The following is a 16054-nucleotide window of genomic DNA, read 5'->3' on the forward strand; positions in this document are numbered from 1 at the left end:
GCAGAATTGAACAAAGGATTGCCAGATGTGTGCAATTATTCTCGATTCTGTGCTATTTTATCTGTAGTTTTCTTACATTAATTAGAATGCTATTTCAATACTTTTATATTTCAGAAAATATTGTTTGAACCAATTAATTGGTTGATATAAAATTATTGAGATGAGTTTAAAGTTTAAGGTAATTGCCGGTTTTTTTATGAGCTTCTCTATTGTTTTAGGAGCTTGTTCTGGTAATGCCAAATCAGAAAAAACAGCAATGAATGAAAGTTTCGTGCCTGGGGAGTTGTGGTACGATGCTGATAGTGTTCATATTAACGCTCATGGTGGAGGCGTTCTGTATCACGAAGGAACCTATTATTGGTTTGGAGAACATAAAACATCAGGAAGAGGAGGAAATACCAGCCTGTTAGGTTTACGTTGTTATTCTTCAGATGACCTATATAACTGGAAAAACGAAGGAATTGCTTTGGCTTCGGTTGATGATCCGGAATCAGAAATAACACATGGATGTGTGATGGAGCGCCCAAAGGTTATTTATAATGAAACAACCAAACAGTTTGTTATGTGGTTTCATTTAGAGCTGAAAGGGCAAGGTTATGCTGCAGCACGCACAGGACTTGCTGTTAGTGATAAGGTAACCGGCCCCTATACTTTTGTTAAAAGTTCACGTGTTAATGCCAATGTTTGGCCTATAGAAGCAACTACCGAAATGAAAAACTGTTCAGGAGAAACCAAACATGATTGGTGGACTCAGGAATGGAGAAAAGAGGTTAACAAAGGATTGTTTGTCGCTCGTGATCTTGATAGTGGTCAAATGTCGCGTGATATGACTTTGTTTGTTGATGATGATGGAACAGCCTATCATATTCATTCAGCTGAAGAAAATCTTACCTTGCATATTGCAGAATTAACCCCCGATTATAAAGATTTTACCGGTAAATGGACTCGTGTTGCTCCCGGGGGACATAACGAGGCGCCTGCCCTATTTAAATATAAAGGTAAATATTATATGATTGCATCGGGGTGCACAGGATGGGATCCTAATGAAGCCCGTATTTTGGTCGCTGATTCAATCTGGGGACCTTGGGAGTATAAAGGAAATCCGTGTAAAGGAAAAGATGCCAATCTAACTTTCCATTCGCAAAGTACATTTGTTCTTCCTGTGGCTGGTAAAGAAAATGCTTTTATCTTTATGGGCGATAGATGGAGACCACGAAATCCAATTGATGGACGTTATGTGTGGTTGCCAATTACTTTTGAAGATGATCAACCGGCAATAGAATGGCATAAGCAATGGGATCTATCTGTGTTTAATAGCGAAATTTAGAAAAAAGTTATATGAAAAGATTAATGTTTTTTGTTTCCATAGTTTTATCATCATGTAGCCTGGTATCGCAGGATTTACCTACAAAGAGTGAAATTATTGGCGACATGAAGAAAGCCAACGACTATTGGCAAAAGAATAATTCAACCAATGTAAGATCATTTTGGGATCATGCTGCATACCATACTGGTAACATGGCAGCATATGAGCTAACCGGAATCAACCGTTATAAACAATATTCGATTGACTGGGCTGAGCATAATGAGTGGAAAGGTGCTAAGTCGGATAATAAAGAAAACTGGAAATACTCTTACGGAGAGTCAAACGATTATGTATTGTTTGGTGACTGGCAAATTTGTTTTCAGACTTACATTGATTTGTACAATTTTTCTGAAGACAAAGATGAAAATATGATTGCCCGTGCCCGTGAGGTAATGGAGTATGAAATGAGTACCGAAAATATTGATTATTGGTGGTGGGCCGATGGATTATACATGGTTATGCCGGTAATGACTAAATTATACAATGTTACCGGTAATGATTTATACCTGACTAAATTATACGAGTATTTTAAGTATGCACAAAGCATCATGTATGATGAAGAAACAGGTTTATTCTTTAGAGATGCTAAATATGTATATCCGGATCATACATCTGTAAATGGATTAAAAGATTTTTGGGCGCGTGGTGATGGATGGGTGTTTGCCGGTTTAGCAAAGATTATTGAAGATATGCCAGCAGATTATGAGCATCGCCAAGAATTTAACTCTATCTACCAAAAAATGGCAGTTAGCTTAAAAGATTGTCAGCAAGAAGAAGGTTACTGGACGCGTAGTATGTTGGATCCAGAACATGCTCCTGGACCAGAAACCAGCGGAACAGCCTTCTTTACATTTGGTTTTGCATGGGGTATCAATAATGGTTTATTGGACGCTGATACTTATTTGCCAACGGTTAAAAAATCGTGGTCTTATCTTCATAACACAGCATTACAAGCTGATGGTCGTGTAGGCTATGTTCAACCAATTGGAGAAAAAGCGATCCCAGGCCAGATAGTGGATGAGAATTCAACAGCTAACTTTGGAGTTGGAGCTTTCTTATTAGCTGCTTCACAAATGGTACATTTGGCTGAAGGCGAACTACCTGAAACGCCAATGGTATATATGGACTCAGTAAAAGTAGTTGATGAAAACACGCTAATGGTGTATTTTAACGAAGATTTAGATGAATCTTCTGCAGAAATAGCATCTAATTATTCAGTTGATAAGGTGGCAGTATTAGCTGCTAACCTTGATGCTCAAAAAAAAAAGTAGTTACATTAACTGTAAATAGTCTATCCCTTGGTGATCATTATTTATCAATAGAAAATATCAAAGGGATTTCAGGAAGTAAAGTAGAAGCCGGTGAATACATCGGCTTTTCTTATTCCGGAACTTATACAATTACAGCCAGTAGTTACGAACCAGGTTCAGATAATTACCCGGAAAGAGCCATGGATGGCAATTTAAATACCCGATGGTCGACATTTGGTGAAGGTGAGTGGTTGTTGTTTGATATGGGAAAAGAAAAGACAGTAACATCTGTTGATATGGCTTTTTTCAAGGGGAATGAACGACAAGGACATTTTTCTATTGAGTTATCAATGGATGGTGAGAATTTTAACTCTGTTTATAGTGGTTCATCAAGTGGTACAACTTTGGATTTGGAAAACTATGATTTTGTTGATCAAAGCGCCCGATTTGTAAGAATAATAGGAATGGGGAATAGTTCTAATGAGTGGAATAGTATTACAGAGGTTAAGATAAATACTGAAATAGCAACCACTATTGTTAGTGAAAACTATAGTGAAGGATGGAATTTGTATCCAAATCCATATCGTTCAGGTGTTTTAACCATTAATACACCCTTTTCTGAAATGCTTGCATGTAATTTATTGATTGTTGATATGGGAGGAAAAGAGGTTTATAAAAAAAGTGATTTTCCTGCAAATAATGGAGTAATTACACTTGCTGATTTGGACCTGATTAAGGGAATGTATCATCTGCAGATAAAGAATAAGCAATCAACCAAAGTTTTGCCTTTTGTGGTAACTATGTAAAATACCATTAAAAAGGGTAGTGTTTATTCTACCCTTTTAAATATTTGCTTAAATATTAACTGCCCCATTGTAGGTTAATTGCAGTTTTCTTTTTTTTATCCCAAGATCGATTCTTTCTGGAAATATAAAATGCTTATTGATTTACCTTAGAAATAATTGTAACATTATAACAGTAACCTAAATCATCGTAATAAGATTGTAAAGAATAATTTCCCGTTTTGGTGCACAGAAACTCAAAACTAAGAATTTCACCAACCTTAACTTTTACAACTTTTATTAATTGATTATTCTCTTTAAATGTTAGTTTTTCTTTAAGAATCCCTGAGGATTTTTTAGAGTTTCCACAGGTAAAACGATATAAGACATCTTTATTCAAAGTCACCGAACAAGAACCTGTATGAGATTGATTCTCGGTTTTTGATCCACTGCAAGCGCTTATTTCTGTTGCATCATCACCAATTTTTAATTTAACTTCGTCGTAAAGTCGCTCGTCCATTGGATTTTGAGCATGTGACAATATAGAGCCTGTTATAAAGACTATTAAAATTATTATTTTTTTCATTGTGTTAATTTTTTAAAGTTAAAATTGACTTTATAAAATGTATCGATACTATTTTTTCTATAATTTTATTTAGGAGCATCCATCACCTTCGATGTATACCTGATGATCGTTAATATTTAATTTGAAATTTAAAGACTTTGATAATTCGGTTAATATTTCATTTGGTGAAAGTGTATGAAAGTTTTCATTTACCCTGCAATATCTTAGTTCGTTTGTTGATAGATTGATTTTGATTTTATTTAAATCCTCTAATTTATCGACCACATAGTAGAAAGGAGTGTTTTCAAAATGTAATTCTTCAGTTTTCCAAGCAAGGTAATTTCGGTCTTCTAGCGGTCTTTGTATAATAGCTATTTCAGGTAAGATGCAAGCTTCAAATCCATTAGGAACAGTTGTTTTTAAACTAATATCAGATTTCCATAAGATATCAACAGTCCCCATTGAAACAGTTAAAATAGCTTTTTTTGATATTTTTCTTGCTTTTATATTGAAGTATGAATGTTCAGCGAATAAGTCGCCTTGAGGTGTTTGTATTTTGTATTGATTATCACCTTTTAATTCAAAATAAGCTTCACCATTTAGTTTAATCTTTTTCCCAGCAATTTTAATTTCAGAGTTAATATTCAACCATATTATGCTCCCATCACTTAAGAGAATATCTTTTTTATGGTCCGTTGTATTGATGTAAATATTGTTTTGCTTAGATATAATTGAAATTGCAATTCCGATAGATACAATTGCAATAATAACTGCTGCAGCAATCGATAAGCTGTTAAGTCTAAAAGTATGTCTTCTATTTGAATATTTCTTTTGGTAATCTTCCCATCCATTATTAACATCCCAAGTAATGTCCTCAGGAAAATTATCCATATTAGCTAATTTCTTCCTAATCTCAATATCGTTTTTATTTAAGTTCATGATTGTAAGTGTATTTAATGATTTCTTGAAGTTTTAATCTTGCCCTTAGTACGTAGGATCTTGAAGTGCTTTCAGAGATATTCATCATTTCTGATATATCTTTGTGGTTATAGCCTTCTACCACATATAAATTAAATACGATACGATATTTTGATGGTAGCTTTGTGATTAGGTTGAATAATTCCTTTGTTTCCAAATCTATGTTACAATCGATAGTTGTATTCTTAATTTCATTTCCATTTAGCTCAACCAATTTAAGCTCTTTTCTTCTTCTTAGTAGTTGCAAGCTTTCATTGATCATTATTCTTTTTGTCCATGATAATAATTCAGTTATACCCCCCTTCTTGAATTTATCCAACTGACTAAATACTTTATAAAAACCATCATTTAGAACTTCAGCTGCATCTTCTTCATTATTTAAATAACGATATATTGTATAGAACATTGATTTTGCATATGTCTTATAAAAGTACTCTTGAACCTTGTGGTCCTTTTTTCTTAACTTATTTATTATGTCTTGTTCCAATTTATACCAAATCTTATATTATAGACTTCTTACTTTTATAAATGCAAATTCGTAAGTTTTCGTTGCAATAAAATCATTTTTTATTGATCTATAATATGTCAGTTTTGTTAGCCTGATATTTGAGTTTATTTATGAATTTTTCTAATATGTAACTACAAGGCTTTAGAAAATGGTTTTATAACCCAATAATGCGTTGTTTTTGCATTTGAGATGTGTCTATAATTTTACAGACACTTAATTTTTGGTACAATAATCTTATATAAACGCATAGAACCGTAATGGGGATCACTTTAAAAGGTTGTGGAGAATCTGAAAGTTAATGTTAACCCTATTTATATTCGAATAATTTTAAGAACCAGAATCACCCCACTCGAAACAAAGTTTCGAACTTCGGATTGTCAGCGATAGTTGCGAACATGGCGGAATGGTGGCTTCGAGGAACGAAAAGTTGTACCTGAAGCCAATAAGTTCGTCATCGTTGCGCAGCAATCGCCTCAATCCGAAAGACTTTTGATTCCCTTGGCTGACGACAGGCAGGTTTTTCTAAAAAAGGAATAATAGAATTCTTCGTTCAAGCCGATATGGCTTCAACTTTTTGTTCATATATATTTATAATTAAAAGGTATTCACGATTTTCGTTTCACTACAATTGCCTCCAGCTCAAAAAGTTGACAAAAAAGCCGCCGACAACAGCACTCACTTACCCACTAGAGCAACGCTTCGGGAAAAATTTAAAAATTTACAGAATGTATCTAAAATTTTTCTGTCCTCCACTTTTGCTAGTGGGTCCCAAGCTGCGTTGCTGAGGTCGGAGTGACGAGATAACAATATTTGTTGAAAGTTTATTACAGCATTCTGTATCCATTTTTAAAACTCAAACTTGAATTATAGAATAAAATTTCTTTTGGTGAATCTGTGACTGATCCACATGAATGTAAATTAATCCCATAATGGGCTGTAGAAAAGTAAAAAAATACCCGATGACCACTGCGGTCACCGGGTGTTTTTATAATAATAAAATGGTGAAGTTACTTCTTCACAACTTTAACCGTTGTTTCGGTTTTATCGTTCATTATTTTTAGGAAATAGATACCTGAAGTCAGGCTACTACCTAATGTTCCCACATTTTCAAATTCTCCACTCTCCATTAATGATCCTGCAGCATTGAACAGTTGATATTGGTTAATACCATCTGCTTTAACCGTGAAAGATGAATGGAACGGATTAGGAATGGTTTCTACCTTAATGGTTTTAATTGCATCGTTAATATTGGTAGAATAATCCTTTAATTCACCATATAAAGATGCGATAGGTACAATTTCTCTTGCCTGACTATCGCTTTGCCATTCCAGCTTTGTAGATACATTCCCGGTTGAATAGGTTGCTTCAATTCGTAAACGGTATGTATGATAAGGAACCAAATCAAGTGTAGTCTGAAATTCAGTTTCAGTTGTTAACGAACCTGTTTCTATCGCCAATTCATCATTGATATAAACATTAACACTACCTGTAGTGGTTAAATAAAGCGTATAAGGTTCTGTGTATTTAGTCTCCAAATCACCTTCGAAGATGATTCCTACTTCTTCGCTTCCTGTGGCAATGTCATTATTAGTGATATTGATGTTATTCAATTGCTGATTATTTAGTGTTTCAAACTGAATATCATCAAATACGGAAACGTTTACACCGTTGCCATTACCATCTGTATTCTCCAGTAAGTAATAAGGAACAATAATTTTTCCATCCATATCGCTATGAGCAAAACAAAATGAAAGTACGTTTTCTTGCAATAGAAGTTCTCTATCGATTAAGCCTTCAGCTGTAGCTGTAGAGGCTTCAGAGAAGTCGAATTCAGTCCATGTTTTCCATTTTTCAGCTGCTGAAGCAAAGAATACACGATAACCTGGAGCTATTACATAAAGATTGTTGAATTTGTCAACCGCAATGTCACTACGATCAGTGTTAGACATTCCAATAACATCGGCCTGCCATACACCATTATCATCTTTATAGATGTGACGCAGGTAGGCATTTGCTCTTCGGCTTCCCCAAGAACTTTGACTATCACCATCAAGTATCCATGAGTTTAAAATGTGAATATCACCATTACTATCTACAGCCTGTCCTTCCTGGTTAATTAATCCAAGGTTGGTGCTTAGAGATTTAATAATAAATCCTTCAGAGGTAATATTTAGCCTTTGATCGGTTCCGGTAGTTGCAATGAGTGTACCGGCATCATTGTACCATGTACGTCCATCATCATCACTATAAGCATAGCCAATATCATGGTTGCTATTAGCGTCAAATTCATCACGCCATACCAGCGATACGTGTAAGCGAGTACCACCCGGAGTATAATGTAAACCATTAATGTATCCACAGTTATCGATGTAACCTGCAGGAGCAGATCCTCCCGGGAATTTTTCGTCTCTTCCGTGAAGGTACTCACCTATAAAGGTCCATTCACCTTCGCTGTATTCAAATAAATAAGAGTCACCATTACCACTGTATGCCGATCGGAATTCGAAAAGCATATCACCATTAGGCTTAGTAATAAAACGAGGATAAGTAACCCCTCCGTACCATTGGTCATTTACATTGCTCGAGAACAAGATGCTTTGACCGCTAATCAGGTAATTTCTATTTGAAGTAAATGAAGTTTTACTCCATTCAGCATTATCCGGATCGTTAAGTAAATCAACTGTTGATCGGCTGTAGTTTAGATCGTCGTTGTGGTGATCATATGCAAGGTGTATTGTACCATCTTTTGGAGACAAACCAAAAGAAATGTTGTAGTGGTTATCAGAAACATCATAGTTTGATTTATAATCAAATTTTATTTCTTCCCATTCGCCTTTTGGTAATTTTTTACGAGCTAAACATACATAACTATCGCTGCTCCAATAAGTGATGTATTGATATCCGTTGTATGTAGCTAAAGCGTTTTGTTGGAAACTTACAAAGTTAGATCCTGTAGCTGTAGTAAATGCGTTATTACTAACAATATCATAAGGAAATTTGATGTTGTGGATGAAAATATCAGAATTTAATTCAAGCTGACCTTCCGGTGAGGTGATATTAGGTGTTTCAATAACTCCATTAACAGTAACCTGATTACAAACAATGTCTAAATAGTTGCCGTTAGCAGCTTCTCTGCTCACATCATACATCACAAAGAAATAGTTTTTACCACCCTCTAAAGTGTAATCACAATCTATCGTAAAGTCTTCTGATGACAATGCAGTTCCTGTTTCAGCAATTAGATTGTTGGTTGAGAACAATGAATCTGTTCCGGCAGCATATATCATCACATTTTTAATGTCTGACAAATTGGTTGTTCCGGTAGCTGATAAATCAAATTGAGTGATTGAAATAGCATCTTGCATATGCACGGTTTCCACTTCAATACACATTACCACGCTTTCGCCAGTGTTAACATAGCCCGATGGCTGTGATGTAGTTGATTGTACGTATTCCATTGAGGTGTGGATATTGGACAGTACATACATACCTCCACTAATTGTACCATGATTGGCATTACTGCTTAGGTCAGTTGCCTGTGTAAGGTCTCGGTCATCGAAGTTGTAATAGGCAATTAAACCATCTTCATCGCCATTGTAAATGGTAAATTTGTTATCCTCTATTTCCTGAGCAGTACGGGCACTACTCCATATTTTGATATCTTCAATAATGCCTTTGAATGCCCTTTCTGCTGCGTCACTGTCCCAACCGATGTAAAGGTCTCCGTTTGAATAATCAACGGCCGTAAAATTGGCCAATTCTTCGCTTGGTCTACCATCAAGGTATACGGTACGAGAACTACCAGTCATAACCACGGCTAAATGATGCCAAACATCAGGAGTAACGGTTCCGGTTAATGAGTTACTGCCGTATTGTTCACCTCCGCCACCAGAGTGCATATATCGAATTAAGTTTAGCCCTTGCCAGCTGGAAGCATATTCAATTCCAATGTTTCCTGGACGATTGTATAATAAACCTGCATTATATGCTTGGTCACCTTCCGGTTTAATCCACATCTCAATAGTAAAAGGAAGGGAGCTAAGGTTTAATCCTGAGATATTAATATTACTTTGGCTGCCGTCAGATCCACCAGGTAATTTCATTGCAAAATTTAAATCAGAAGGTAATTCAGGATCACATACATCCCCAATACCATCTTCATCTAAATCTTCCTGATCAGGGTTAGGAACGTCTGGGCAATTATCAATATCGTTGGGTATTCCGTCGCCATCACGATCGTCGTCGCAAACATCACCAATACCGTCTCCATCCATATCAGCCTGGTCGGGATTTGCTACCATTGGGCAGTTATCATCAAAATCAGCTATACCATCCTGATCGGTATCCTGCATAACAAAAGAAGAAACGTAGCTACCTCCGTTAATAACTCCATGATTAGCATCGGATGTTAAGTCGGTTGCTGTTTCAGCCTGATCGTCGAAATTCCAATAACCTGCCAGGCCTGTTTCATCGCCATTCAGTTTAATGTATTTACTATTGGCAATTTCTTCAGCTGATCTTTCAACTGTCCAAACACGAATCTCATCCACCATCCCTTTTAAGGTTCTGGATTTATCGGTTGAAGTAAAACTGATATCATCATACCCAATTAGCATAACTTGACTAAAAGGAAAAGGAGTGAAGCTACCTGTTTCTTCAGTTGGTACCCCATTCAAGTAAAAGGTTTTTGAAGTTTCGGTTACGACCATGGCAACATGGTTCCATTTCTCAGGAGTTGGCTCAACATCAGGTAAAGTTGAATTGCCTTGCCAAATAGCCTTTATTTTGGCTTCATTTCCACCCCAACGTTCATACTGAAGTCCTATGTCAGGAGATCCACCTGATTCTCTACTGTACATCAGTGTGGTTCTTTTTAGACCATCTTCGCCAGCAGCTGGGTTATACCACATTTCGATGGTAATAGGTAATGAGTTTAAGTTTAAGGCAGGTATTTCTATGTTACTAACAGTACCGTCTGTACCACCAGGTAAATACATGGCATAATTACCCTCAACTACAAAGTTAACGGTGTAAGTTTTAATGGTTGATCCGTCAATAGCTGTTACTTCAAGAGTGGCAGTAGCACTACCAAGCGATGTGTTAATGATACCCTCACCGTTTACCTTTGCTGCGTTAATTTCTTTTTGAGCTTCAAGTGTAACAAATGAAGTTCCTTCTGGCAATGTAACTGTATAATCAGTAACATCCGGATCGAATGCAGGAGAAAGAGCACCTGCACTAAGCGTAATGTCGGTTAAGTTAGCACTGCTGTAATTGTAAGCTACCGAGTCAGCAGAAAATTCTCCGCTATAAATATTGAATTCATGAATTGAACCTAACCAGGTAGGGTCGTTGCTGTAACCACTTTTACACAAATAAGCAAAATTGTTACTTAACGACTCAATGTTGTTAGTGGCAGATAAAGGTGTGGTTTGTGATAGCTGGCCATCTATATATAAAGTAATAGCGTCATTTGTTAAGGTGCTAACGATATAATGCGTTTGACCATCGTCTAACTCAACCCCATCAGCACCAGTTTCGTAATCCCATGGAGACGAGTCGGAGCATGAAATAGCTGCGCGACTTTTATTATCAGCCCGGGCAATGGCTGTGAAGTAGTTGAAAGTTCCGTAGCCTGAAGCATTGGTGTTTCCGAAGTAATAGGTCATGGTATTACCCGGGTTAGTTCCATCACCAGCAGTTACTACTGTTTCTATTGTTATAGCAGAGTAATTATTGATGCCAATTTCCGAAGCCGGAAGAGAAATATATTCACCTTCAGTTGAGGCTGTGTATATTCCATTTGCTATTGTTCCTCCATGCAATGTGCCATCTGCTCCACTTACAATATCCTTGGCTGTTCCATCCTCAAAAGTATAGGAATGATTAAGTGTGATATCGGATTGTGCCGTAATTGAATTGGAAGAATAGACTCCTATTAAGATAAGGAGTAATTTAATGGTTTTTGTAAACGTTCTCATAAATATGAATAATGTAAATAATGTAATTCGAATTGATTTAATAACAGGTAATATAGGAGCGTAAAACTATGTGAACGTTTGTAGAATGGAATTAATAAAATTTAAAAAGACTAATACATATTCGCCAATATTATTATAAGAGAATCTTGTTTCAAGGGTTAGAAGCAATAAAAAAGGGCTATCTAATTTAGATAGCCCTTTAAAATTAGAGGTTTACAGTTTATTTTTTAATAACTTTTAATATGGTTGTTACACCGTTGCTTTCAACTTCAACTAAATAGATTCCGTTAGTTGTTAATTGAATTGTTTCGGTTGAAGAAGTTGCTTTAACTGTTTTTATTAATTGACCAGATAAGCTGTAAACTTTAATCATACCTGGGTTTTCGCTAAACTCAACATTGAAAACTGAAGATGTTACGGTTGGGAATACTTTAACAGATGACTTATCTGTTTTTGAAATACCAGTGCTGGTTTCTTCAAAAATTTCCCAATTGTCTATGTAACCAGTTAAACCAGTTGCACCTTCGCAATTGTTAAAATAGCTTAGTCCTGTAATAGCAGTTTCGCTGGTTGTAAATACGCTGTCAATTTGTTCCCATTCATTACTAGTGTCAAGTGTGATGTGCAGATGTTTACCGTCTCCAAATACATTTGACATTCCTACAGTGAATGAACCATCAACCGTTTTAACCATTGCACGTACTCTGTAAGCTGTACTAGCTTTCCACGCAATATCAGGAGTAGTTATTGAACCACCATTTGGCCAACAAATTTCCTGACCAGAAACTTTACCTGCACGAATACCACAGTAGGCTTCATCTCCATATGCAACGCCAACATTACCCCAGCTACTGGTATAAGCAGATATGTCGTCCATATTTGGATCTGGCACATAGTTGGTTCTGCCATCATTATAATAAGGTGTATAGCAGCTATTGTCTTCCACATAGAAATCAATGATGTAAGCCATTTCATCTTCTCCATTTTCAGCAGTCACAGTTATTATAGCTGTTGCCATTCCGGATGTTACATCAACGACTCCATCCTCAGAAGTGACTTCATTGATGGTCATTACCATTGTGGCGGCATCATATCCTTTTGTTGGAGTGATAGTAACGGAAGTTACGCCTTCAGGAACTATTGCTACATAATCAGTAGTTGCTGAATCAAATGCCGGGTCTAATACTGTTCCTTCAGTAATTTCAATATTTGATAAAGTGGCATCACTTGATATGGATGTGATAGAGATAGTATAAACAATATCATTTCCGCTTTCAGCATGAACCGTAATGGTTGCTGTAGCTTCTCCATCTGTTAATGTAACTTCTTCGTCTAACCCTTCAACAGAAGCTGTTTCATGGAAAGTTCCTGAGAAAGTAACTGATGCAGTGCCAGGCTCAACAATTAATTCGTACTCCGTTACATCGCTTGATAATTCTGGAGATAAAGTTCCGGTGTTAGCTGTTAGTGTATAAAGGCCGTCGTTATTTACTTCGTAAATTTCGTAATTATCTATGTAAGCAGCAGTACAAGTAGAACCATTATCACATTTATTAAATGTAATAAAGTTTGAAACTGGATTTGCTCCTGTTGAGATTGCAAGATCAATTTGTTCCCATTCACCATTTGTATCAAATGCATCGTTATAATTAGGATCAGATCCATTAGCCAAGAAACCTATTGAACCATCAACGGTTTTTAGCATAGCTCTTAAACGATAAGTAGTATTAGCTTTGTAGTTAAAAGGACTTATATCAAAGGCAGCATCACAAGTAGAAGCTGCTCCACTAATTTCAATTGATGTTGTTCCGCAATACACATTACCTTCGACAGTGGTTGTTGCAACAATACCAACACCATTATTCCATCCTCCAAATGAAGCTCTGTCAAGGCATAGTGGATCTACAACAAGATTTTCTCGGTCTGTAAAATATGGTTCAAAACAGTCGGAGAAAGTAATGGTATAATCTTGTGTTGTAACCCCATTTTCAGCTGTTACAGTTATCGTTTCAACTACTTCACCTGAAGTAACGTCAATTGTTCCGCCACCTGAGATACTTGCATTTTCATCGTTTTTAGTTGGAGTAACAGTTATAGAAGTTGTTCCATCAGGAATGGTAACAAAATAGTTGGTTATCTCAGGATCAAATGCCGGAGCAAGAGTTCCTGCGTCAAGAGTGATGGCAGATAAAGTAGCGTCGGCCGAAATAACTTTTACGGCAAAAGTTAAATTGATTTCAGCATTACCATCAGCAATAGTTACATTATCAACAGATGAGTCATCATAAGTATAAGTAATTTCTCCTATAGTAAAATCAGCTTTATCATCGGTAGTTGCCGTATATGTTTCGCCTGTTGTTAGACCAGCTACCTGAGCACGAGGTTTTTTCAGTTCAACACCATCGCCATCTACATAATTAATGATAACGGCCTGAGCTTCTGAAAGCTGGAATGCTCCATTTGCATTGTCTGCAGCTTTATTACAATATAATGAACTACCAGAGGTTATAGCGTCTGAAGCTACGTATGCGCTTGCTAAAACTTTAAGTCTGATATCAGAAGCAACATCTCCTTCAATCATCCATGATGTGTTGTCGCCATCCAATGCAGTAAGGTAGGTCGTACTCCATGCATTAGCCGTAGATTTTGCCAGATAATTACCTTCACCACTTAAGATGCCATAAGCTTCACCTTCAATAAGCTCAAATTTGAAAACCTGACCTGCATCAGCTGCATCAACTGTCATAACAGCAGGTGATCCGGCATTATTACCAATATTAAGATCTGATGAAGTCTGTTTGATGTGATAATATACATCAGAAACACCACTTAAGCATGAAATGGTTTGATCGTCAACATCTGCACATGAGATAGTGATATCTCCGTTAATTCCTGCTGCAACTGTTGCTGTAGCCGTTACGGTTACAGGAGCTGCATTGGCTTCAGCGGCAGTTATTGTTGCTTTATCTAATGTTACACCTGTTGGTGCAGTAAGAGTAATGTCGTTAGTTAAGTTAATTGCCTCAATAGAGAAGGTTTGCTCCATATTGTGATAGGCAAATGTTAGAGCTGTATGGCTAGCTTCTATTATAGGAGTAGTTAATTCTTCATATATTAATTCAATATCATCAAAGAAAAAACGACCATTTCCTCCAGAGCCAGCATCAACAGATTCAATACCAACTTGTATTCGGCCTGAAGTTTCTGATGTTAATGTAAAAGTAACTTCATCTGAAACCCAAGGGTCTTCAGATGCTGCAATTAGGTCAGCAGCAATGCCAATGCTGGATAAAGTAGATAAGTGTTTTTCATTATCATCAATTGCAAAACCAACAATACTTTTCCCATCTGTTGAAGGGCCGTTGTTGTATACTTTATATTTTATAGTATAGGAACCAACAGGTAATGTTACAGCTTGTGAATAAAAGGTGCTTCCAGTCCATGCTGCACAAACCCCAAGACAGCCATTACCACTTCCAGTTGTAGTACCATCTGATCCTGTAGCCGGAATAAATCCAGTGTTTAAGTTTGCATCGTTTAGTTGACCAGTATAGCCATACTCAAAAGTTCCTCCGGCTGACCATCCGGCATAATTAGATGTCCAGTCAGACACCGCAAGAACTGTTGATCCATCATTAGTGGTTCCTAAGTTTTCTGCAGTTGCATCAAATGCATAATTACAGTTAGTGTCAAAACCAGCATTAGTTAAATAAGTATCCGTAACATCTGTTTGAGCATTAAGCGCAAAAAACTGCGTAATTGCAAACAGAAATGAGAAAAGTAGAGTTCTTCTTTTCATAAAAAATGATTTAGATTAGAAATAATTATTGTTTAGATTTAATTTGTCATTACGTTTAATGAAAAAATATCCTTATGGATGTTAAACAAAGTTAATTTCATTCTATATCTACCTATCTAATGAAATGACAATTAAAGTAGCACGTATTTAAACATCGTAGCACATAATCGTTAATAAATAATAAAAAATCGACGTTCCTATATTTTGAAGTTGAATCCTTACTTGTGATTAATTGTTAAAGTTGATTGTAGAAGTGATCAGATTTTAACTGTTTGGATTGGTGGCTTGTGATTATGGATGAAGCTGATTGAGGTTTGAATTTCTATAAAAAAGAAAGGGTATCCACGTCTGGATACCCTTTGATGATTAGTTAATTTAACAAGTTATTTTTTGATAACTTTTACAATTCTTGTCAAGCCGTTGCTTTGAACTTCAATCAAATAAATTCCGTCTGAAGTTAAATCAATTGTTTCTATTGAAGAAGTGGATCTTACAGTTTTTATCAGCTGACCTGATAAGCTATAAACTTTAATTATGCCAGGTTTTTCTATGAATTCAATAGTTACCACAGATGTAGTTACCGTAGGGTAAACTTTAATATTTGCCTCTTTAGATTTACTAACTGAAGTAGCTGTTTCAACAGTAATATTAACAGTGTAGCTTATCGCAGTACCATCTTGAGCTGTAACCGTAATAGTAGCCGCAGCACTACCAGAAGTCACATCAATGTTTCCACCGTTTGTAATGGCAACAGAAGCTAAGGCATCGCTGGCAGTAGCAGTAATGATTACACTTGTTGTGTTCGCTGCAACAGTTACGTCGTAA

The 16054-nt window shown here is 36.3% G+C and carries 9 protein-coding genes and 2 pseudogenes; 3 read left to right on the forward strand and 8 right to left on the reverse strand.

The annotated features are described in order from the left end of the window. Positions 1-160 precede the first annotated feature (160 nt). The 3 genes from KEM10_RS16210 (at position 161) to KEM10_RS24780 (ending at position 3422) form a co-directional block, all read left to right on the forward strand. Positions 161-1327: a glycoside hydrolase family 43 protein gene (locus KEM10_RS16210; RefSeq protein WP_212217077.1), complete on the forward strand. Its 1167-nt coding sequence runs from the start codon at positions 161-163 to the stop codon at positions 1325-1327. Between the two features lie 11 nt (positions 1328-1338). Continuing rightward, positions 1339-2637 carry a glycoside hydrolase family 88/105 protein gene (locus KEM10_RS16215; protein WP_212217078.1) on the forward strand — a complete coding sequence of 433 codons (1299 nt, stop codon included), beginning with the start codon at positions 1339-1341 and terminating at the stop codon, positions 2635-2637. Positions 2638-2765: 128 nt separating this feature from the next. Then, a complete protein-coding gene (locus KEM10_RS24780) occupies positions 2766-3422 on the forward strand; it encodes a discoidin domain-containing protein (RefSeq protein ID WP_317196679.1) in 657 nt (218 codons plus the stop codon). Between the two features lie 133 nt (positions 3423-3555). On the opposite strand, the gene KEM10_RS16225 is transcribed toward KEM10_RS24780, so the two are convergent. The 8 genes and pseudogenes from KEM10_RS16225 to KEM10_RS16250 form a co-directional block, all read right to left on the reverse strand. Further along, entirely contained in the window at positions 3556-3984 is a 429-nt protein-coding gene (locus KEM10_RS16225; RefSeq protein WP_212217080.1) for a hypothetical protein, read from the reverse strand. Positions 3985-4053: 69 nt separating this feature from the next. After that, on the reverse strand, positions 4054-4902 hold the full coding sequence (locus tag KEM10_RS16230; RefSeq protein ID WP_212217081.1) for a FecR family protein: 849 nt from the start codon (positions 4900-4902) through the stop codon (positions 4054-4056). Beyond that, on the reverse strand, positions 4889-5428 hold the full coding sequence (locus KEM10_RS16235) for an RNA polymerase sigma factor (protein ID WP_262897934.1): 540 nt from the start codon (positions 5426-5428) through the stop codon (positions 4889-4891). The genes KEM10_RS16230 and KEM10_RS16235 overlap by 14 nt, the downstream gene beginning before the upstream one ends. A 1028-nt stretch (positions 5429-6456) precedes the next feature. Next, on the reverse strand, positions 6457-9552 hold the full coding sequence (locus KEM10_RS24785) for a BNR-4 repeat-containing protein (RefSeq protein ID WP_317196680.1): 3096 nt from the start codon (positions 9550-9552) through the stop codon (positions 6457-6459). 27 nt (positions 9553-9579) lie between these two features. Further along, a pseudogene (locus tag KEM10_RS25000) lies at positions 9580-9795 on the reverse strand (thrombospondin type 3 repeat-containing protein); the annotation flags it as partial. 165 nt (positions 9796-9960) lie between these two features. Further along, positions 9961-11430: pseudogene (locus KEM10_RS24795) on the reverse strand (LamG-like jellyroll fold domain-containing protein); the annotation flags it as partial. A 220-nt stretch (positions 11431-11650) separates the two neighbouring features. Next, positions 11651-15229 (reverse strand): cadherin-like beta sandwich domain-containing protein, encoded by a 3579-nt coding sequence (locus KEM10_RS16245; RefSeq protein ID WP_212217084.1) that lies wholly within the window; start codon positions 15227-15229, stop codon positions 11651-11653. Positions 15230-15612: 383 nt separating this feature from the next. Next, the coding region (locus tag KEM10_RS16250) for a T9SS type A sorting domain-containing protein (protein ID WP_212217085.1) at positions 15613-16054 on the reverse strand (442 nt) is incomplete at its 5' end.

Source organism: Carboxylicivirga linearis (assembly GCF_018271995.1).
GTDB classification, from domain to species: domain Bacteria; phylum Bacteroidota; class Bacteroidia; order Bacteroidales; family Marinilabiliaceae; genus Carboxylicivirga; species Carboxylicivirga linearis.